This is a genomic window from Micromonospora yongxingensis (genome assembly GCF_052601155.1).
Genome location: NZ_JBQXEO010000046.1, coordinates 1 through 19,301, shown reverse-complemented (window position 1 = coordinate 19,301; position 19,301 = coordinate 1). Strand labels below are relative to the sequence as shown.

General features: G+C 70.7%; 17 protein-coding genes. All 17 read right to left on the bottom strand.

The window, feature by feature from the left end; genetic code table 11:
- Positions 1–969: C40 family peptidase (locus ACTWLT_RS31215; RefSeq protein WP_445321446.1), on the bottom strand; the 969-nt coding region annotated here is incomplete at its 3' end.
- Complete coding sequence (locus ACTWLT_RS31210; protein ID WP_445321445.1) at positions 966–1,475, bottom strand: hypothetical protein; 510 nt, start codon at positions 1,473–1,475, stop codon at positions 966–968. The genes ACTWLT_RS31215 and ACTWLT_RS31210, both read right to left, overlap by 4 nt.
- Before the next feature lie 47 nt (positions 1,476–1,522).
- Complete coding sequence (locus tag ACTWLT_RS31205) at positions 1,523–1,789, bottom strand: hypothetical protein (protein ID WP_445321444.1); 267 nt, start codon at positions 1,787–1,789, stop codon at positions 1,523–1,525.
- On the bottom strand, positions 1,786–2,361 hold the full coding sequence (locus tag ACTWLT_RS31200; protein ID WP_445321443.1) for a hypothetical protein: 576 nt from the start codon (positions 2,359–2,361) through the stop codon (positions 1,786–1,788). The genes ACTWLT_RS31205 and ACTWLT_RS31200 overlap by 4 nt, the downstream gene beginning before the upstream one ends.
- Positions 2,362–2,454: 93 nt before the next feature.
- Positions 2,455–3,093, bottom strand: coding sequence for a diguanylate cyclase domain-containing protein (locus ACTWLT_RS31195; protein ID WP_445321442.1), 639 nt, complete (start codon positions 3,091–3,093; stop codon positions 2,455–2,457).
- Positions 3,094–3,177: 84 nt separating this feature from the next.
- The gene (locus ACTWLT_RS31190; RefSeq protein WP_445321441.1) at positions 3,178–3,687 is read right to left on the bottom strand and encodes a hypothetical protein; all 510 of its coding nucleotides are present in this window, start codon (positions 3,685–3,687) and stop codon (positions 3,178–3,180) included.
- On the bottom strand, positions 3,684–3,923 hold the full coding sequence (locus tag ACTWLT_RS31185) for a hypothetical protein (protein WP_445321440.1): 240 nt from the start codon (positions 3,921–3,923) through the stop codon (positions 3,684–3,686). The genes ACTWLT_RS31190 and ACTWLT_RS31185 overlap by 4 nt, the downstream gene beginning before the upstream one ends.
- Before the next feature lie 380 nt (positions 3,924–4,303).
- Positions 4,304–5,221 carry a hypothetical protein gene (locus tag ACTWLT_RS31180; protein WP_445321439.1) on the bottom strand — a complete coding sequence of 306 codons (918 nt, stop codon included), beginning with the start codon at positions 5,219–5,221 and terminating at the stop codon, positions 4,304–4,306.
- Positions 5,222–5,588: 367 nt separating this feature from the next.
- Positions 5,589–6,161, bottom strand: a complete 573-nt coding sequence (locus tag ACTWLT_RS31175; RefSeq protein WP_445321438.1) for a hypothetical protein — start codon at positions 6,159–6,161, stop codon at positions 5,589–5,591.
- 112 nt (positions 6,162–6,273) lie between these two features.
- Positions 6,274–6,924 (bottom strand): hypothetical protein, encoded by a 651-nt coding sequence (locus tag ACTWLT_RS31170; protein ID WP_445321437.1) that lies wholly within the window; start codon positions 6,922–6,924, stop codon positions 6,274–6,276.
- 781 nt (positions 6,925–7,705) lie between these two features.
- Positions 7,706–8,677: an IS481 family transposase gene (locus tag ACTWLT_RS31165; protein ID WP_445321436.1), complete on the bottom strand. Its 972-nt coding sequence runs from the start codon at positions 8,675–8,677 to the stop codon at positions 7,706–7,708.
- Between the two features lie 2,275 nt (positions 8,678–10,952).
- The gene (locus ACTWLT_RS31160) at positions 10,953–11,804 is read right to left on the bottom strand and encodes a replication-relaxation family protein (RefSeq protein WP_445321449.1); all 852 of its coding nucleotides are present in this window, start codon (positions 11,802–11,804) and stop codon (positions 10,953–10,955) included.
- A 272-nt stretch (positions 11,805–12,076) separates the two neighbouring features.
- Positions 12,077–14,557: a helicase HerA domain-containing protein gene (locus tag ACTWLT_RS31155; RefSeq protein WP_445321448.1), complete on the bottom strand. Its 2,481-nt coding sequence runs from the start codon at positions 14,555–14,557 to the stop codon at positions 12,077–12,079.
- A 17-nt stretch (positions 14,558–14,574) separates the two neighbouring features.
- Positions 14,575–16,365 (bottom strand): VirB4 family type IV secretion system protein, encoded by a 1,791-nt coding sequence (locus ACTWLT_RS31150; RefSeq protein WP_445321435.1) that lies wholly within the window; start codon positions 16,363–16,365, stop codon positions 14,575–14,577.
- Positions 16,362–17,321 (bottom strand): PrgI family protein, encoded by a 960-nt coding sequence (locus ACTWLT_RS31145; protein ID WP_445321434.1) that lies wholly within the window; start codon positions 17,319–17,321, stop codon positions 16,362–16,364. Before ACTWLT_RS31145 ends, ACTWLT_RS31150 begins: the two co-directional genes overlap by 4 nt.
- Positions 17,318–18,235, bottom strand: a complete 918-nt coding sequence (locus ACTWLT_RS31140) for a TrbL/VirB6 family protein (RefSeq protein WP_445321433.1) — start codon at positions 18,233–18,235, stop codon at positions 17,318–17,320. Before ACTWLT_RS31140 ends, ACTWLT_RS31145 begins: the two co-directional genes overlap by 4 nt.
- A gap of 2 nt (positions 18,236–18,237) precedes the next feature.
- Positions 18,238–18,621: a pilin gene (locus ACTWLT_RS31135; RefSeq protein WP_445321447.1), complete on the bottom strand. Its 384-nt coding sequence runs from the start codon at positions 18,619–18,621 to the stop codon at positions 18,238–18,240.
- Between the last annotated feature and the right edge of the window lie 680 nt (positions 18,622–19,301).

The following is a 19,301-nucleotide window of genomic DNA, read 5'->3' as shown; positions in this document are numbered from 1 at the left end:
GCTGCCGCGGCTGCCGGGGATGAACAGCAGGTCACCCGGTCGCAGGTCCCGGTAGTCGCCGACGGCGGTGCCGGCGTGGACCTGGTCGCTGGTGGTGCGGGGAATGCCGATACCGGCGGCCCGGTAGGCCTGCTGGATGAGTGATGAGCAGTCGCACTGGCGCGCCGGGATGCCGGAGTGTGCGGCGGTGCAGTCCCCGCCGAAGGTGTAGGGGGTACCGAGCTGCGCCAGGGCCCAGCCGATGGCGGTGACGACCGGCAGAGGTGTTCCCGGCGCCACCGTGAATCCGGTGGGCAGGGGCACCTGGTCGGCGCCGAGCTGCCCGTCGCCGCCGTCGAACAGGCACAGCGGGTTGCTCATCGCCTGCTCCAGGTCCCCGGCGACCGGGCCGGCCGCGGTGCCGCCGGTCAGGATCCGGATCAGGGCGATCGCGTCGTCTTCCCACTTCGCGTACGCGCCGGGGTAGGCGGATCGCTGCACAGTTTGTGCGGCGTCGGTCAGTGTCATGGCCTCCCAGCCGTCGACGGCCAGCAGCGCGGTGTAGAACTTCCCGGCGGCGTAGCGGGGTTCCTGCAGTTGGGCAGGGGTTCCCCAGCCCTGGGAGGGGCGTTGCTGGAACAACCCGACGGAGTCGCGGTCCCCGCCGGGCAGGTTGCGCAGACTGGACTCCTGGATTGCGGTCGCCACCGCGATGACCCAACCCCGCGGCGGAACCTGCACCTGTACGCCGACGGCGACGATCGCGGCGGCGTTGGCCGTCTGTTCGCTGGTCCACCCGCCGGCGTCGCCGCTCGGTGGTGGGGACACGGTGATGGTGGGTGGTAGCGGCTGCCCGTTCGCGGCGACGGCGCCGTAGCAGGCGGCTGAGGCGGTGCCGCCGCCGGTGAACAGGGCGCCAATCCCGCCCGCGCACAGCACCAGCACGGCGATCACCCCGGCGCTGATCGCGGCGAGGGCGCGGGCGCTCACCGCGTCGCTCCCACCGGCTGCGACCCACAGGGCTCCTGGGGGCGGCGGTCCACGCCGGTCGGGGTCAGGCAGCCGGCGAGCCGATAGGAGGCCACACGGGTGCCGTCGCCGGTGTGCACAGCGGTCGTGGCAGTGCCGGGGTCGATGAGGTAGATCCATTCGGCGTCGAGGTGACCGGCGTGGCACAGCGGGAAGACGGTGACCGGTTCCGGCGCGTCGATGACGCCGTCAGTGGTGGAAGCCAGGGTCATACCGACACCCGGCACAGGACGTTGCCCGGCGAACCCGGAGCGGGTAGTGGCGGTGATGTGCGCGTCGAGGTACTCCCAGTCGCAGGCGAGGATCGCGGCGATCAGCGCGCGCGTGTGGTAGCGGGCGCTGCCGGCCCAGATCGCGGCCAGGGCGGGCAGCACATGGCTGGGGTGCCCGTCGAAGAGCACGAACCGGGCGTGTACCAGGTGCGGGCTGTCGGGATCGGTGGCGCCGATATAGCAGTGGGTGCTCACGGAACAGGACTCCTCCAAGGAGAGCCGCATGCGGCTGCGGACGGTCGTCATGGCTGGTCGTGCTCAGGGGCGGGCGGCCAGGTGGCGGGCTTGGCGCGCCAGCCGAAGATCGGGTCGGTGGTCTCGACCGAGCCGCAGCGGGTGCAGCGGGTGCAGGTGTCCTCGCCGTAGCCGGCCATGGACGGCACCTCGTCGGCGACGATCTCGTCGACCGCGCCGCAGACCCGGCAGCGAAGAGACGCACCATCGGGCCCACACACGGCGAAGATCGGATCGTCGGGTTCGGCGTGGGACGGCAACTGCGGGCCGGTCACGGCGTGCTCGCGATGGCGTGGCTGTAGCCGGCGGTGGCTGACAGCAGGGCGACCAGCCCGCGGTAGGTGGCGTGCACGTCGCCCGCCTCGCTGGTGTCGTTGACGAGCAGCAGCGGGTGGTCCTCACCGCGCAGGCGGGTGAGGCGGTAGCCGCGGCCGTCGGTGTCGACGGCGTCGATGCGGCGGGCTTGCCGGGGCTGCCCGCCCGTGGTGTCGATGGCGTCGTAGCAGGCGGCCCAGGCCAGCAGCCGCGCGTCGGGTGCGGTAGACCGGATCAGCCCGAGGATGGTGTGCAAGGTGGCCTGGTAGGGCGTCGGCGCATCCGGGTCGAGGCCGGCGGCGAGGCGATGCAGCAGCGCGGGCAGGCCGGCAGCGTCGGTGAGCAGATCGTCGCGGTGCAGCGGGAACTCCAGGCTGCGCATCTCGCGAATCCGCGCCGGAGCGGCGCAGTCCAGCGCCCGGTCGTGGACGAGCAGCAGCCTCGCGGGCTGGCCCCAGCCCAGCAGCTCGGCGTCGGCGTCGGCGGCCAGGAGGCAACCGGCGAGGGTGTGGACAGTGCGGAAGGACAACACGGGCTTCTCCCTTGTCAGGGCGGCAAAAGGGGGAAGGACCCCGCAGCCGGCGGCTACGGGGTCCTTCCTGGAGTGCAAGGGTCGTCGGGCGGGTCAGCGGCAATGGCGGTCCCGGCTGCGGCCCGAGTCGGGCGTGCTGTGGGGGCGGTAGTCGCACACACCAAGGCCTAAGCGTTTGGCCTGATACATGGCGGTGTCGGCTTCGGCGAGCAACTGCCGAGGACTGGCGTGCGGCCCGTGAATGTGGGTGTAGCCGACCGACGCGCTCACCCGGACGTCACCGTTAATCACCCGGATCGCAGCGGCGTCGATGACCCGCCAGGCTTCTTCGGCCGCTGCGGCGGTGACGTCGCGGTCGCCGCAGACGAGCACAGCGAACTCATCGCCGGAGAGCCGCGCCACGACCTGCACCGGCATGGGCAGGCCGGTCAACAGCCGGCCGACCTGGTCGAGCAGGACGTTGCCGCTGTCGTGGCCGAGGGTGTCGTTGACCGTCTTGAACCGGTCGAGGTCGAGCAGCACCACCCCGACCGGCGCGTTGTCGGCGAGCGCGGCGCGCAGCCGGTCGAGGAACAGCCGCCGATTCGGCAGGCCGGTGATGTCGTCGTGGCTGGCCTGATAACGGGCCACGTCAAGCGCTTGCTGCTGGCGCCAGAGCAGAGCTCCGGCGAGGGCGAGGCCGGCGAGGATCCCGCCGGCGGCGATAGCGATCGTGTGCAGGATGGGAGACACTCGAGGACGCTCCTTCTCGAGAAAGGAGCACCGGGGGCGGGCGTGAGGCGCCAACTTCGACGCCCGCCCTCGGGCTCAATGGGGCTACCGGCCGCCGGTGGCGGGGGCGAGTTGATAGGTGGCCGGGCGCTCCACCGTCTGCACCGCCGTTCCGGCGGCGACGAGCTTGGTCACGGCGTTGGCGACCGCCCCGGCACTGGCCTTGGCCGCGCCGGTGCCGGCATTCGCGGCGTCGACGAGCTTGCACAGCTCACTCGTCTTGTACTGCCGCTCGGGGTGGGCTTCCAGGATGTCCAGGACCGCGCCGCGCAGCGACCCGCCAGTACGCCGCGCCGTGCCCGGGCGGCCCTCCCCGCCGGGCGCCTCGCCGACCTCGGAGCCGTCCTGCGGTGCCTCGGACACCGGGTCGGCGGGTGTGCCACCGGCGTCGACAGCAGGGTTCGGCTCTGGTGCGTCCGCCTCGCGTAGCGGCTGCGGGACAGCGCCGTCGGCCGGCGTGTCCGCTGCTGCCGAAGCGGGCGGAGACGCATCGCCGCTCTGGTACTGCTTCTCTTCGGCCGCAGAGCCGGCCGGCTCGGGAGTATCTCGTGTCACCGCGGTGGCGGTTCGGCCGGCGTCGGTGAGCCGCCACAGCGTGCGGCCGTCACCGGCGCGAACCCGCTCGGCCTGCCCGGATCCTTCCCAGGCCCGCAGCTTGGGGTGGTGGTGGAGTAGCCCAGTCCGGCGTGCTCGGCGACCGCGGAGGCGGTGGCCTCGCCGAGGTCGGCCAGCGCCGCGAGGACCTTGCCTGCGCTGTGCGCCGGTGGGGTCTCGTCGGACGTGTCGGTCATGCGAGGGCGTCCTTTCGTCGTGGGATTGATCTGCGTCGAGATCCACGCACTGATCCACGCTGAGATGGCGGCGCTGATCAAGTGCACGGACCGCATCTCGGGACTAGCGGGGGTCTCATCGCCAGCGCGGGCAGAGGCCCCGCGCGGGTGCCGTGGGCCCAGGCGGCGTAGCGCGGGGTTTTCGCCGGTTCCGGACGGCGGCGATGCGAGGGCCCATCACCTGGGCGGGGCCGCGGGCAATCGCCGAGGTAACCCAGGGATGGGCATCTGCGGGACTGCTTGTCTGCCTGGCCGAGAGCGTTTGGCGCGGGTTGCGCATCGGTCAGCTCCCGCGCTGCTGAGGTGCAGGCGATGAGCGGGTGGGTGCGCCGGGACGCGCGCTAGAACAGACGCTCGACGTCGGCGGGAGGTGTCTGGCGGGGCTGCCGGCGTGCGGCGGCGCTCTCGCGTGTGCGTGCGGCAAGAGCGGTCACGCTGAGCCGTATCCGGGTGCGTAGCGGCATCGGGGTGGTGGTGTCGGTGTGCCAGAGCCACCGGTAGGCGCCGACGCTGTAGTAGCCGTCTGGGTCGGGGTAGCACCGGTCGTCGACGTCGAGGGCGGTGTCGTCACCGGTGTCGTGTTCTTCGAGCAGGGTGAGGGTGTCGCCGTCGAAGCGCAGCAGCGGGTACTCCCCGGGCATGGTGCCCAGCCGCCACAGGCCGTCGAGGTCGGCGGCGATGAGCCGCGCCGTACCAGGGTCGAAGCGGCAGATAAGCCCGCCGGCGTCGGTGGTGCACCCGACGGCCGCCAGCGCGGGGTAGGACCTGTCGACGACCTGCGGTGAGGTGACCATCAGAGGACGCCAGCGGACGCCAGGCGGAGCGATGTCCTCCCGCCGGTCGAGGACCCGCACACAGGTGACGTCAAGGGCCTTCCCGGGCGAGGTGTCGGCGGTAATGGCGAGCCAACGGCTCCCGAGGGCGCGGCCAGCGCGCAGGACATCAATCAGCCGACCCTGGCCGGAAACCGGCTGGCCGAGGGACAGATACACGCTCTCCTGCACCTCGGCGCTGCTGGCAGGAACTGGGTACCACGAGGTGCTGCGGGCGGCCTGCTCCTCGCCCTGCGCGGTGTGCCAGGCGGGGATGCCGTTGGACAGCAGGACACCGCTGGTGCCGGTGCGGCTCAAAGTCAGTGCCGGGCCGTTGCGTGCTCCAGCGGCGACCTGCGCGCGGGTGAGGCGGTGGGTGGGACAGGCGAGGGCGTGTTCTGCCAGCGGCAGCACGTCCTCGACGCGGAACCACATACGATCGGCCATGACAGGTGTGCCTCCAGGTCGATAGGGGGATGGCTGGAAGAGGGGAAGGGTGGCCTGTTGCTGGCCGGGGCTTGGCTGGATGCCCCGGCCCGGGGCGCCCGGGGGCCCGCGGAGCACACCGTCCGTTGGCCTGCCACCAAAGGGTTTGACTGGTCGCGGCTGCGAGAGCAGAGCGGTGTTGTCGACTGCAGCGGCAGGCGGTAGGTGGTTGAGGCCGGCTCAGCTCCACAGCTGTGCGCTGACCAGAAACGGCGTGCCAGCCGATTGCCGGTTAGCGCGGGTGACATCGCAGGTGCCCAGTCGGCCGATCTGCCTGCTTCCAGCGCCGGATGGGCGGCGTCCGCCCGCGCCGCGTCGGGTCCGGCGGTTACGGGCGTGCTGCGGCGAGCAGGCGGTGCAGGCAGGCCGGGATGACGGTGGCCCGCACCCGCGCCGGCGGGTCGTCCAGGGTGGTGGTCGGGGTGGTGGCCGCGCCGCGAACGCGCAGGATCTGATAGTGCCGCCCGTCGACGTCGCAGGCCGTCAGCGCCCGCACCGGTGCGCCGTCGGGGCCGGCGGGCAGGCGGTGGGCGGCAGCATCGCGTCGGCCGGCGTCGCTGGTGTCCAGGCCTTCGGCGAGGAAGGCCATCCCGGCCAGGCGCCGCTGCCCAGCCCACCGTGCCAGCGTCGCCGGGGCGTCGGGTCCGGCGAGGTGGGCGGTGAGGGTTCTCAGGCCCACCCAGTAGGGCAGTCGCATGCCGGGGACGGTTTGCTCGTGCAGCCACCAGAAGGCCGGGTCGACGCCGAGCACGTCGATGGCGATGTGGGGCTGGTGGCGGTCGGTGGTGGCGTCGAACAGGCCGAGCAGCGCGGGCAGGGCGTCCCAGCCTCGGCTGTTGGCGTCGTGTTCGACGGCGGTGAGCGCCGCCCCGATGGCGGCGGCGCGGTGTCGTGACCTCATCAGTGATGCCTCCTTCGTTGGTGCGGAGTGGCGGACGCCGACCGGCCGGGCGACGCTCCCTGGTGTCCCTGGGCAGGGGTCAGGGCGCGCCGTCCGGCCGGTCGTGTGGTGGTTAAAGGGCGACCGCGAGCAGCCGCTGGCGGGGCTCGACGGTGTCGAGGTAGCGCAGCGCCTGATCGAGGTAGGTCACCCGGTGGGTGAGGGCGTCACTGGCCGGGGCAAGAGTGCGACCGTCGACGGTGAGTAGCGCGTCACCGACGATGGCGGAGCTGGCGCTGTAGTGCTGGTAGGCCATCAGTCCTGCCTGGTACATCTCCAGCTCACCGACGCCGGGCTGCCTCCCACCGGGTGTAGCGGCGGCGTGCAACCGCATCGCGTTGACACGCGGCTGCGCGTGGAAGTCCGCGGCGGCCTGCTCGAAGGTGTACTTCTGCGGATCGGCGAGGTGGCGGGCCTCGAACACCGGCCACGGGGTAGCCGGACGGGTGCCGTGCACGACCTGCTGCCACATCTGGTAGCGGATCCCGGCGCCGACACCGGCGGCGTGGCGCGTGCCCGACAGGTCCAGCAGCATGAGGGGTCCTCCCACGCACGCTGCGGGGCGGCCTTTGCGCAGGCCGATCATCTGACGGCGCTGCCACAGCCTTAGCCGAGGAACGGCCCAGAACCGGGGCGTGAGGGTGCCGGTGACCCCGAAGTGTTTGTCGAGTTGGTGCGCGGTGAGCGCCTCGGCCGGCAATGCGTCGGGCAGGCACACGATCATCGTGTGGATGCTCGGTGCCGGCGTGACGCTCTGCCGCGGGACGGCCGCGGCGCTCCGGGTAGGGGCAGTACTGCTGGTCGAGGTGGCAGTCCGGGGCGGGAGGGAGGGCACACGGCTGCCGTGACGGGTCAGCACCGTGCCGTTGAGGTTGTCGGCCATGGCAGGTTCCTCCTCGGGATGGGTGCGCAATGGGGCGCGCAGGGGTGACCGGCCCACCGGGTGCATGGGTCGGGTCTGGGAGACAAGTAAGAGGTGGTGGTGCGGGTGGTTGGTGCGACATCAAGGGTCGCCGCGCGGGGCGCCTGCCGACCGGCCGAAGCGGCGGGTGGGCCTGGCGCACCCGGTGGGTGCGGCGAAGATCCCTGAGGTGGGACCGAACCAGGGTGCAGCGATGTGGGTGGGGGTGTTACCGAGAACGGTAGCGGCGCGGTCTGTCAGCGCCCGCGAGGCCGCCAGGGCGAACGAAAGTGGCCATGACCTGCCCTGTCAGACGTTCTCCTCGCCGCCGTGGGGGTGGTGCGGCACATGGCCTGTCAGACCGATCCGGTCTGACAGGCGGGCACGACGGCTGACAGCCGCACATCGACGACCAACGGGACCAGCGCGGCTATAAACGACGTGGTGCGAAGAAGACCGAAACTTGTCGTCGTTAGCGGTCCGCCCGGCGCGGCGAGACCACCCTCGCCCGTCGACTCGCCCGAAGAATCGGCTCGGTGGACCATGCCCTCCTTGATCTCGTCCCGGTAGACCACGGTGGCCGAGCCAGCCTTGTAGACCGGCTCTAGCTGTAGTGCCCAGCAGCGTTGTTGACGCGGCTGATGGGTGGCTTGCCGCCGAGTGAGGTGTGGTTGCGATGGTGGTTGTAGGTGTGCAGCCAGGCGGGTAGGGCGTCAGCGCGTTGCTTGTTGCTGGTGAAGGGTTGGGCGTAGGCCCATTCGTCGCACAGGGTGCGGTTGAAGCGTCCGGCTTTGCCGTTGGTCTGGGGTCGGTAGCGGCGGGTGAAGCGGGCGGTGGCGCCGAGGTCGGTCAGTGTCTGGTGCCAGGCTCGGCTGCGGCGGTAGGCCAGGGCGTTGTCAGTCATGACGCGTTCGACGCGGGGGATGCCGTGGTTGGCGAAGTGTTCGGCGGCGCGGCGGAGGAATCCGGCGCAGGTGTCGGTCTTCTCGTCGGGGTGGATTTCGGCGTAGGCGAGGCGGGTGTGGTCGTCGATGGCGCAGTGCACGTAGTCGAAGCCGACACGGCTGGCGTTGCGGGCACGCCTGTGCTGGAGGCTGTCGCGGCCCAGGACTCGCCAGCCGCCGCCGTCGCGAACCCGGCCGAGTTTCTTGACGTCAACGTGGATCAGTTCGCCGGGCCGTTCGCGTTCATAGCGGCGGATGACCTGACCGGTGGGCCGATCGAGCCAGGCCAGGCGGTGCAGGCCGTGACGGGTCAACACGGCGTGCACCGTCGAGGCGGGCATCCCGAGTAACGGTCCGAGCCGGCGAGCTCCGAGTTTGCGTTCCTGCCGCAGCTGACAGATCCGCGCCTCAAGCTCCGCGGACGTCTTGTGCGGCTGGTGGTGAGCCCGGCTGGACCGGTCCCGCAGACCAGCGTTGCCCTCGACCCGCCACCGCTGCAACCACTTGTAGCCAGTGGCCCGGGAACACCCCAGTTCCTTCACGACGTGAGCTACCGGCCGGCCTTGGTCGACGACACGCGTGATGAGCAGTCGCCGGCCGTGGATGGTCAGCCGGGCATTACGGTGGGCCATGAGACCTCCGGTTTCGGTGTGGGCGTCAGCACCTCACACCTCGCCGGAGGTCTCTTCTTGTCTCAAGCCGCCACGCCGTCAACAACCCTCATGGGCACTACATCTAGCGGGCCACCTGCCACCGTTGGTCGGGCTCGCCGACATTCGCATCCTCCAATGCCAGATCCCGGCCGAGACAGCATGGGGCATCCAGCAGCGGCGAACCGGCACCCCGACGAATGGCCAGAGGTCGCTGTTCAAAACCTCCAGCAGCCTGCAGATCATGGCTTCTGAAGGCCGCCAGACTGCCTGGAACCCGAGCGCGGCCGCGATACCGGCAGGTAGATCTGCCGCCCCTCGCCGATGGCTGTGTACGAGCGGTAACGGCATCGACCGCCTACACCGCCGTCGCACCGCTGGCCTGCACCGTGTGCCGCGAAGGGCTGCAGCCGTTGGCTGCAGGCGCCTCTGGCTAGGACCGCGACCGACAGATCGGCTCGTGCCTGGTCAAACTCAGAACGGACTTGTGACTACTGAGGGCTGCCCGTGTCACGCTTCTTGGTCCCGACGTATATCAGCCACGGGAGAAGAGCAGTCGAGCCGATAAATAGGCTGGCGTCCAGGGGAAGCTTCCCCATAACCCATATCAGCGGAGAGAGCACCCAGAGTAGGAAGCCCACCCCGAACAGCATTCGGCCTGCCCTAGTCACCAGTACCTGCTTTTCACGAACATGCAACCACCCTCTAGTCCCAGCCAGCCCAACCCGCACCGTAGCCCAACGCACCACCAGACCGAAGCCAGGAAGGCCATTGGTGTAGTAATTGCAACCCTTCCTAATGCTGCGTCTCATGGTCCGCCCAACCCGGTCATGGTAGTTGTTGCGGCCGCAACTACTGCCTGATGTGCCCGACCCGCACCCCGACCTCGATCGAACGCGGCAGTAGAACTGCGCCCACCGTTCCGGCAGCACCGGCTCGATCAAGGCCCCCCACTGGGCGGCGGTCAGATCCGAGGGCTAGCCACGACGAGCAGACACCGCGCCAAACTGCCCGCCCCCACCGCCGATGATCCCGCCAGGCCGTCCACATCAGACCACTTCCAACACGTCCTCAAAGAGTTGGCCCAACGAGGGTGCCCCGACGGCGTGAACCGTCAGGGCACCCGGTCAACCGACCCTTGCCCTATCGGCCCGGCCCTCGCAGCCTTTGAAACAGAAGCCAAAGGCCGTCAAAGACATGAATGCCGATAAGTAATTGCACTACGTAGAACGGAAACTTCCACAGACCTGACGCCCAGTCATCGGGCCGCCATTCCTCCAGTAGATAAAAGATGCACATCGCCCCCAGTGCTCGCAAAAGCTCCGGGGCCTTTCTGGGAGCGGCTTTCTTAGGTTCTGACATGTTCCTCTACCGTCAACGCCACCGGCAGGCCGACGGCGAGCGCCCGCCCACCGGGACTAGTTGACAGGTGTGGTATCCGGGACAATGGACCCGACACGGAGCTGCCTCTCTTCACTGATCCTCCTATCACGGGGAGCGATAAGCCAACCACCATGATCAGTTTGGGGCATCGACCCTTCGGCTGCGAAGATCATCGACTTTGCACATAGGAAAATGCTTTCTTCTGAGCTAGGCGGATTCCATATGACGTGGAAAGGGAATCAAGATGAATAGAGGTTTACGTCTAAGGTAACGGGAGCACTCACTCGGCGAGATCTACGAAGAGTGCCAAGCAGTCATACCAGCGCAGAACCGGCGCCGGGACGTGGCCGTGTAGGGGCGAAGGGCCAGCGACGTCGGAGCTTGGCCTGTCAGGACCGGATAGTCGGTGAGGAGACCGACATGGGGAGCAGGTCCGCGCCGCCAACCATCTCGGCGGCCCAACAGCGCAGACATCCCAAGTGCGTCGGGCGTCAAGTGACGACGTGTTTCAGCGGGGGATGGCCACCCAGGGGCGGCCATTCGCCGAACCACTGAAAGTGACTTGCTGGCTCATCGTTCACCGTCTAAGAAGGCAGGGATCTCACCGACGCCGGGTCGGTCGCCGCCGGTGGTATCCACTTCCAGCTCGGTACGTCGAGCCGGACGCGGTCGAAGCTGTCGTGGGCGACCGCATGCATAGTGCTGCTCGATGGCTTACGCATCGACGTGTGCGCGTCGCATTCCCCTTTCCGCCGATGCTGGACGCGGTCCCATGCCGTCTCGGCCGGAAGCTGACGATGGACGCCCAAATGTCGGCGAGCCCGGCCAGAGGTCGCATGTAGGACGCCCGAGCCGGTCCTGGAAGGCTGGGCTATTAGGCGTCGGCGTCCTCGATGTAGCGGTGGGGGTTGGTCGCGGGATTGGCGGGTCCGTGGTCGCTGGGCAGCTCATGCAGGCAGCGGCGCACCGCCGGGTCCGCTGCCAGCGTCCACACGGGTCCCGCGGGATGCTCGCCATGAACGCCCACGGCCACGGGCATGGCGGTGCTCAGGCCGGCCAGCGCGTCGAGCAGGTGCGCTTCGCGGCGACGGCTGGGCACGCGCAGCAGGACCGGGTAGCGGGGCCCGAACTCCGCGAGGCGGCTGTAGGCGCGCAGCTTCGCCAGCACGGTGGCCAGAGGTTCGGTGGCGTTGTCGTGTTCGAGGAAGAACCCCACCGTGTGGCCGTCGACCGACCAGATGCCGTGCCCGTCGGGTCGGATGCCGGCGATGGCGTAGGCGCCGGTGGCGTGTTGTTCGGACCACCACCGCCGCAGCTGTGCGTCAGGGTGGGTGCGGGTGTACGCGATCAGGTCGATGAACAGCTGGTTCGTGCCGAGCAGATGCCGCAGGTTGCGGCTGCCGACGATCCGCGCGACGCGCTCGAAGCTGGTGTGCGGGGTGCGGGCGTCGGGATGGTCCGGGTCGTGGAAGGTGGTGGGGTGCACAAGCATGCCGAGCGGGCCGAGAGCGTAGAGGTGCTGCCGGTCTCCGGTCGTGACATCCACGAATCGACTGAGGGCCTCGATCGTGTGCAGGGTCGCCAGCCGAAGCCGGGCCGAGCGCTCTGACGGGAACAGGGCCTGGGTGATCTGACCGGCCGACAGCACATAGTGCTCGGCCAGCCAGGCCAGGAGTTGACGATCGCGCAGGGTGAGCCGGCGCAGGTGATCGAGACGGTCACGCATGAGGGAGCGGGACACGAGGCATCTCCTAGGGGAGTGGAAGGAATGACCCCTCCTGTGGGGAGGGTGTCGGGAACTGACAGCGACGACGACCATCGGCATTCAGGCCTCGTGTGCTGCAGGAACCGCCCGCATGGCCGGACCGGTCGTCGGTGCGACGGGCGGGCGGTGGTGAAGGGCGGCTGAAGCCCTCACGGAAGAGGGCCCGGAAGCCCCACCTTGACGCCGCTCCCGCAGGCGTCTCGGCGGATGAAACTGCCGCGACGGCGCCCGGCCTACCGTCGGCGGCCCTTGGTCGCCTTGTCCCCGCGCCGGGAGTACTGCTCGACCAGCTCGTCGATACCGCTCGTGTCCTGCGATGCCACGCGGGCCGCCGCGACCTGTCGAATGGCGGTCGCCTCCCCGACGACGGGCTTCGGTGCGCGGGTGCGCATCGTGAACGCCGGGGTCTGCCGGCCGTCCACGACCAGGCGCGTGGCGGCGGTGTAGGCGTCGAGGTGGGTCAGGTCGTGCTCGTCGAGCTCCGGCAGGGTGTGGCGGGCGAGCACGCGGGCGTCCTCGGGCGCGCACGAGAAGTAGATCTTGTTGCGGGCGTTCGCGGACGCGGCGGCGAGGAGGTCTTTGGGGAACTGCGCGAGGTCCTGGTGGGACAGGACCAGCGACAGCCGGTACTTACGGGCCTCGGCGAGCATCGTGTCGAGGCTGTTGGCCAGGGTGAGGAAGTTCTGCGCCTCGTCGATGATCAGGGTCGCGTCGCGGCGCTTGTCCGGCGAGGTCTTCGCGCGGGCGGTCGCTGCCTGCCACACCTGCGCCAGCACGAGGGAACCCAGGAGTTTGCTGGTGTCCTCCCCGAGCTGGCCCTTCGGGATCCGGACGAGCAGCGCGCCGCCGTCAAGGACCTTGCCCATGTCGAAGCTCGACTTCGGGTAGCGCATCGTGCGCTTGACGAAGTCGCGTAGCAAAAACGCCCGCAGGCGGGCGAGGACGGGGCCGATGACCTGGGAGCGCAGGGCGGGGTTGAGCTCGTCGTACCACTGCCAGAACCCGGACAACCCGGCCGGGTCGTCGAGGTCGACGGTCATCGCCGACCGGAACTGCGCGGAGTTCAGCAGCGGCGGGATGTGCTGCAGGGTGACGTTGGCGTGGCGCAGCAGGGTCAGGCACGCCACCCGCATCACGTCGTCCATCCTCGGCCCCCACGCCTTGGCGAAGATGTTCCCGAAGATCGACACGAGGTTGTCCACCACCAGGTCCGGGTCGTCGCCGGACAGCGGGTTGAGGGTGGGCGGGTTGGGTTGGTCGGGGTCGAACAGCACCACCCGATCCGCGACGGAGGCGGGAAGCCGGTCGAGGATGTCGAGGACCATGTCACCGTGGGGGTCGATGACCACGGTGCCACGGCCGGCGGCGATGTCGTCGACGGCCATGTTCACCAGCAGGGTGGTCTTCCCGGAGCCGGTGGATCCGACGACGTGTAGGTGGTAGCGGGCGTCCGGGACGGCCAGGGCGACGCCGTGGCCGCCGACCTGCGCGTCGCCGATCGTCTTCGTGCCGCGCCCACCGGTGGGCACGGCGACCGGGGCCGGCATGGACTTCGCCCGAGCCCGGTCCAGGCCGGGCACGGCCAGGTCGCGGGGTAGGGCGGCGAGAGCGGCCAGTTCCGGGGTGCAGGTGAGGAACCCGGCGCCGAGGCGCCGCGATGCCATGACGGCGGCGGGCGCCGGCAGGCGGGTGCGGCGGGTGAGGCGGTTGCGGCCGGAGTAGACGGCGAACGAGGAGGCGATGGTGTCGGCTATGCCGCGCAGGCGGGGCCGCTGGTCGGTGCTCGAACGCCGGTTGTCCTTGCCGACGGCGTAGCGCACGGCGGTCTCCCACAGGGGGTGGGCGCTCTTGTCCAGGATGGCCCGCACGTCGCGCTCCACGCCCGGGTCCCGCCGGCCTGCGGCAGCGGGCCGTGCGGGGCCAGCGGGACCACCGGGTAGGAACACCTCGATGAGCCACAGCAGCGGCGCTGCCAGGTTGATGGCGGGGATGGCGGTTTTTCCGTCGCGCAACCTGATGGCCGCGCGGCGGGCGCGCAGCGCCCGGCGGGGTGCGGCCGGGCGGGCCAGGACCTGCACGCAGGCGTACTCGTCGGCGCGCAGCTGGGAGCCGGCGGACATCAGCGCCCGCAGCGGGTCGGCGTCGTGGTCGGTGTGGAAGGGAAGCCATTCGGCGGCGGTGGGCAGCAGCTGCCCGCCCACCGCCGTCGCCACGTCCACCGGTATCGGCGGCGGGGCGTTGTCGTCGGTGCTGCACGCCGCGCCGGGCCACGCGGCGCGCACGGCGGCCTCCACCGCGCCGGGTGGCACGGTGCCGGGCACCCACACGCCGATGAGCAGCCGCCGACCGGTCCAGGTGTACTGCCAGACCACGTGCGGCCTTCCATAGAGCCACCGGCGTCGACGCGACGGGGCGAGGGTGCCGGCGAGGTTCGCCCACAGCGCCTGCGCGCTGTGCGGGTCGATCTCGGGTGGCGGGGCGATCGTCACGAGGCGGGCGCCGTCGGCGTGCCACCGGTGCCGCCACCGCGCGAGCAGGTTGCGTCCGGCGACGCTGGCGATCAGCGCGGCGGCGACCACGGCGAGCAGCCACGGCCGCTGTCCCGCCCAGGCCGCGGCCTCGACGAGCCAGCGGGTGAGCCCGGTCGGGGGTAGGACGACGCCCGGGCCCGGCCTCGACGGGTCAGGCGCCGGCGTGGGCGGTAGGAGAGCCAAAGCGGTGGCGGGTGGGGTCACAGGTCGTCTCCCTCGTCCAGGCCGGCGAGCTCGCTGGGACGGGTCGTGCACAGGTGGTGCTCAGCCTGGGAGGCGATGGCTTCGACGCTGGTCCGATTGGTGCCGGAGATCAACAGGCCGGTGCCGACGCGGGCGGTGAGGAGCAGTCGGCGCTCGCCGGCGGTGAGGCCGAACGCGTCGCCGAGGGCGTCGATGGCCTGCGGTGCCTGCTTGAGCAGGACCTGGGTGGCGGCGTTCGCGACGACGGCCTGGCCGAGGTCGGTGCCCAGGACATCGGCGACGTCCTGGGTGATGACCGCCAGGCCGGCGTGGCGTTTGCGGGCGGCCTTGGACATGCGGAACAGGAACCGGGCGCCCTCGCCGTCACGCATCAGCAGCCACGCCTCGTCGACCACGACGAGCCGTCGTGTGGCTAGCCGGCCGGGGGCGTCGACCTGCCGCCAGATGGCGTCCAGCGCCAGGAGGGTCCCGACGGGGCGCAGCTCGTCGGGCAGGTGCCGCAGCGACCAGACGACCAGGTGCCCGTCGGGACGGGTCGTGGTGGGTCCGTCGAACAAGTCCGAGAACGAGCCGTGCACCCACGGTGCGAGGCGGGCGGTCAACTGTGCCGCGGCGGGGTCGGTGTCGGCGCGCAGGCAGTTGGCGAAGTCGCGCAGTAGTGGGGCGGGCCGGTGGTGGGTGGCGGGATCTGAGGTGATGCCCGCAGCGCGGTAGACGGCCAGGATCGCCCGGTCCAAAGCGGCCCGTTCCGCCGGTGGCGGTTGCTCGCCGAGCAGCACCGCGATCAAGGTGTGCAGGAACAGCCCGCGCCGGGTCAGCACGTCGGGGCGGGTGTCCCCGGCCGGTAGGTCGAACGGATTGATCTTCACCCCGGCCAGGCCGAGGCGGACCACGGCCCCGCCGACGGCGTCAGCCAGGCGCAGGTACTCGTCTTCGGGGTCGATGACGGCGACCTGCACCTGCTGGTAAAGGTTGCGCAGGATCTCCAGCTTCACGAAGTAGGACTTGCCGGCGCCGGAGCGGGCCAGGACGACGGAGTTGTGGTTCTCCTGCGCCCACCGGTCCCACCAGACAATGCCGCCGGAGTCGGGGTTGATCCCGTACAGGATGCCGCCCTCGGCGGATGGGTCGCCGGGCAGCGGAGCGGGCAGGTCCGCCGAGGCCAGGGGAAAGGCTGCGGCCAACGCGGCGGTGTCCATGGTCCGCAGCATCTGCAAGGAGTCAGTCGCGAGGGGCAGAGTGGCGGTCCACCCGGCGAGGTGCCGCCACGTGGCGGGCTGCACCTCGATCAGCGTCGACGCGGCCGCCGCTCTCACCTGGGCGCAGGCGTCCAGGAGTTCGTCCTCGGTGCGGGCATGCACCGTGAGGTAGAGCCCGACGCGGAACAGCTTGGCCGCGCCGCGAGCGAGGCGCTGGGCGAGGTCGGCGGCGTCGTCGGCTGCGGCGTCGACGTGGGGGTCGGACAGCTTGCCGCGCTCGGCGTCGCTGCGGCGGGAGGACTCGAAACGCGCCCGCTGGTTGCGCAGCCGTGCGGCCGCGACCGGGGCGGGCAGCGGCTCGATGTGCAGGGCGAGGTCGAGGCGGCCGGCCCAACTGAGCAGGGGTTCCAGCCAGGCGGGCCCGACCTCGGCCGGGTAGCCGGTGACCACAAGGGTCGCCGCGTACCCGTCGCCGACGCGCAGCATCCGAGGAGTCACCTCGATCGAGGCGGGGGCGACGGTGGCCGCCAGCGAAGAGGGCTGGCGGTCACCGTTGGCGGGCGTGCGGAAACGAGTGAGGGCTTTCATGAGGGCCGCTTTCTTTTGCCGGTGGGGAGATCCGGGCCGGTGATGACCGTGTCGGGGGCGGCGAGCCCACCCGGGCGGGCTGGCCGATAGGGGTCGGCGGCGGCGGCGATAGCCGCGGTGACCGCTGCGCCGTCCAGCGCGCGGGTGGTCACGCCAAGGCCGGACAGGGCGCGGGCGGTGTCGTCGGCTCGGCGCCGCGCGGCGTGCTCGCCCCGCTCACCGGCGCTGGCGCGGGTGACGATGAGGACCTGACGGCGCAGCGGATCCCGCCGTGCAGCGAGGTCATCGAGGAACCGAGCGTGATCGGTTGCTGCGTCGGTCAGCGCTGGGTGCGCCAACGCGCCGGCTGCCGCCCCTATGGTGCGGGCGTGCGAGCGCAGGTCCACCGGTTGCGCCGACACCACGATCTGCGTCGGCGTCGACAGGGAGTTCAGCCACCGGCCGAAGGTGTCGACGAGAGCCGCCTGCTCATCGGGAGTGCGCAGGGCAAGGTTGACGTTCGTCGCGGCGACCATCGCCGCCCGCGTCGCGCCGAGGCGGATTTCCCCGCGGTCGTCGATGGCGTCGGCGGGCAGCTTGAGCGGCGCCGGCAGCGTCACGGTTGTCCGCGGTACCTGCACCCAGTCGGGTGTCCCCGACGTGGTGTCAGTGGTCGACAGCGCGCGGGGGAGCCGGCAGTAGCACACGGCGGCGAGCAGCCACACGTCCAAGGGCAGGCCGTCACGGCGGCCAACCGCAATGCCGAAGACGAGCCCGCCGACGATGACGGCGCCGCCGACGAACACCGGCGCGGGAAGGAGCCGATGCAGGGCGCGCCACGCGCCGTAGAAGGCCAAGGCGGCGACAGCGAGGATGGCCAGCTGCCGGAACGTCAGTCCGTAGAGGACCTTGTCGGGGGCATCGACGTCGGCGGGCATCCGCGCCCGCCCCTGCTCGCTGCGGCCGTCGGCGGTCATCGGCTCACCGCCCGCAGCCCGCGGCCGAGGCCGGGAATCGACCGGGTGACCTGCTGCACCACCATGACCCGCGCCGCGGCGCTGATCATGTTCGCGCCGCGGCCGTTGCCGGTGGACACGAAGCGGCTCATCATCGCCGGAACGCGCAGGGTGGTCCACAGCATGACCATCACCACGAACAGGTTGATCACCCCGCCCGGGTCCACCGGCAGTCCGAGCACTGGCAGCAGGTGCTCAGGGTCGGTGAGCATCCACTGCCCCGCGTAGAGGGTGAAGCCCTGCACCACCGGCACCGCGAGAGTGCCGGCGTAGGCCTTCCACCACACCCGGGCGATCGGGTCGGTGTGGGGCAGCGCGTGACACGCCAGAGCCAGCGGCGCGAACGCGGTCAGGACGAGCACGACGGCGAAGCGGACGATCACGCTGAACGCGGTGGACGCGAGCAGCACCGCGATGATCGCCACGCAGACCACGAACAGCAGCACCGCCGTCTTGTCCTGGCCGGCGGCCACGTGCGTCTTGATCGCCCGCAGCGCGCCGTCGCTGTCCCCGTCGGGCGTGGTGAGCGCGCCGGTGAGAGCGTTGGCAAGGCTGATCAGCATGCCGCACCACAGCTGCGAGAAATGCGCGGCAACAAAGCCCACGATCAACCTCGGCACGAGGTCCTTGACGGTGTAGTGGGAGGTTTCACTGCCGCCGGCGCTCATGGTGAGCACGCCGGCGGCAACAAAGGCGAGGACGAAGACGGCGTCGACGACGAGGACCGAACGGCCGGTCAGGGCCTGCACCTGCGGCAGGGCGGTGACGTTCGGGGTGATCAGCAGCGCACTGCTGATCACCCCGATCAGCGCGTCCAAGGTCGCGAGGATCGCCGCCGCCAGCCAGTCGAGGATCTGATCGAGCAGCCAACCCATGATCAGCCCCCGACGATGCCCTGGACGACCTGCAACAGGATCGGCGCGAGCACCGCCAGGCCATAGCCGACCAGGGCGTTCTTCAGCGCGCCCTTGGCCCGCTCGACCTGCGCCGGGTCACCGCCCGCGGTCGCCCAGTACACCCCTGCCAGGACAAGGAACAGGGTGGCCACCGCGGCGAGGATGCCGATCAGCCAGGCCTGCAGATTCGCGATGACAACCGGCAGGGAGTTCGCCGACAGCACCGGTAGCCCGGCCTCGGCGTACGCGGCAGCGGGCACTGACAGGAACAGCAAGCCCGTTGCGGCGACGACGGCGATCCGGCTGACCAGGCGGACGGTAGGGGAGTGGGTGAGGGCACGACAACGTGCCGGGATGCGGAACATGGGGATGGTCACCTCCGGCCCCACCCCGGCAAGCGGCAAGGGTGGGGGCATCGAATCGGCGGATAGGGGGGCCGCCGCCGGGCGCAGGAGGCAGGGCGTGGTCGAGCCGCGACATGTCCTCAGGAGGAGCGCGTCCTCCCTGTCGGGTGTGGCGGGTCTCGGTGAGGTGTCAGCGCACCAAACGGCGCGGCACCCGAGGCGCCCGGCTCGCGGTCGGCCCTAACCTCAGGGCCCGGCGGCGGGCGGAACCCCGCAGGCGACTTGTGCGCCGATGGATGTTCCGCACCCTCAAACCGGCGCTTGTCAGCTCTGGTGGACACCTTCGACCCTGACAGGGGTCTGACAGCCGAGCCGCGTCCCCGGCACCGCGGCTCAAACGACGATGCCGTGGCATGCGTGGTGTGCTTCTGCCACGGCCCACCATTAGCCGTCAGATTCGGGCAGCGGGACCGGTGGTACCTGGTCAAATGCGGCAGGTATCTCCTGCTCGTAACCCATAGCATCCGCGGTACGACACCGACGTCGGTGCTGACCTATCGGGTCTCGCATGGCGCCGCCACGATCTCCCCGCCGAGGTGGTGCGACCGGTCGCGGCGCCTTTCCGCCACCGCTGCCAAAGGGGCGGGCAACGCAGTGGCGGGGGGGGGAAAGAAGGGGGGGGGCCCAAAAACAGGGGGAGG

Excerpts from the sequence above, each read along its gene's own strand:
- ACTWLT_RS31185 (WP_445321440.1), bottom strand. The coding sequence starts at position 3,923 with ATGACCGACACGTCCGACGAGACCCCACCGGCGCACAGCGCAGGCAAG.
- ACTWLT_RS31180 (WP_445321439.1), bottom strand. The coding sequence starts at position 5,221 with ATGGCCGATCGTATGTGGTTCCGCGTCGAGGACGTGCTGCCGCTGGCA.
- ACTWLT_RS31175 (WP_445321438.1), bottom strand. The coding sequence starts at position 6,161 with ATGAGGTCACGACACCGCGCCGCCGCCATCGGGGCGGCGCTCACCGCC.
- ACTWLT_RS31170 (WP_445321437.1), bottom strand. The coding sequence starts at position 6,924 with ATGATCGTGTGCCTGCCCGACGCATTGCCGGCCGAGGCGCTCACCGCG.
- ACTWLT_RS31165 (WP_445321436.1), bottom strand. The coding sequence starts at position 8,677 with ATGGCCCACCGTAATGCCCGGCTGACCATCCACGGCCGGCGACTGCTC.
- ACTWLT_RS31160 (WP_445321449.1), bottom strand. The coding sequence starts at position 11,804 with ATGCGTGACCGTCTCGATCACCTGCGCCGGCTCACCCTGCGCGATCGT.
- ACTWLT_RS31150 (WP_445321435.1), bottom strand. The coding sequence starts at position 16,365 with ATGAAAGCCCTCACTCGTTTCCGCACGCCCGCCAACGGTGACCGCCAG.
- ACTWLT_RS31145 (WP_445321434.1), bottom strand. The coding sequence starts at position 17,321 with ATGACCGCCGACGGCCGCAGCGAGCAGGGGCGGGCGCGGATGCCCGCC.
- ACTWLT_RS31140 (WP_445321433.1), bottom strand. The coding sequence starts at position 18,235 with ATGGGTTGGCTGCTCGATCAGATCCTCGACTGGCTGGCGGCGGCGATC.
- ACTWLT_RS31135 (WP_445321447.1), bottom strand. The coding sequence starts at position 18,621 with ATGTTCCGCATCCCGGCACGTTGTCGTGCCCTCACCCACTCCCCTACC.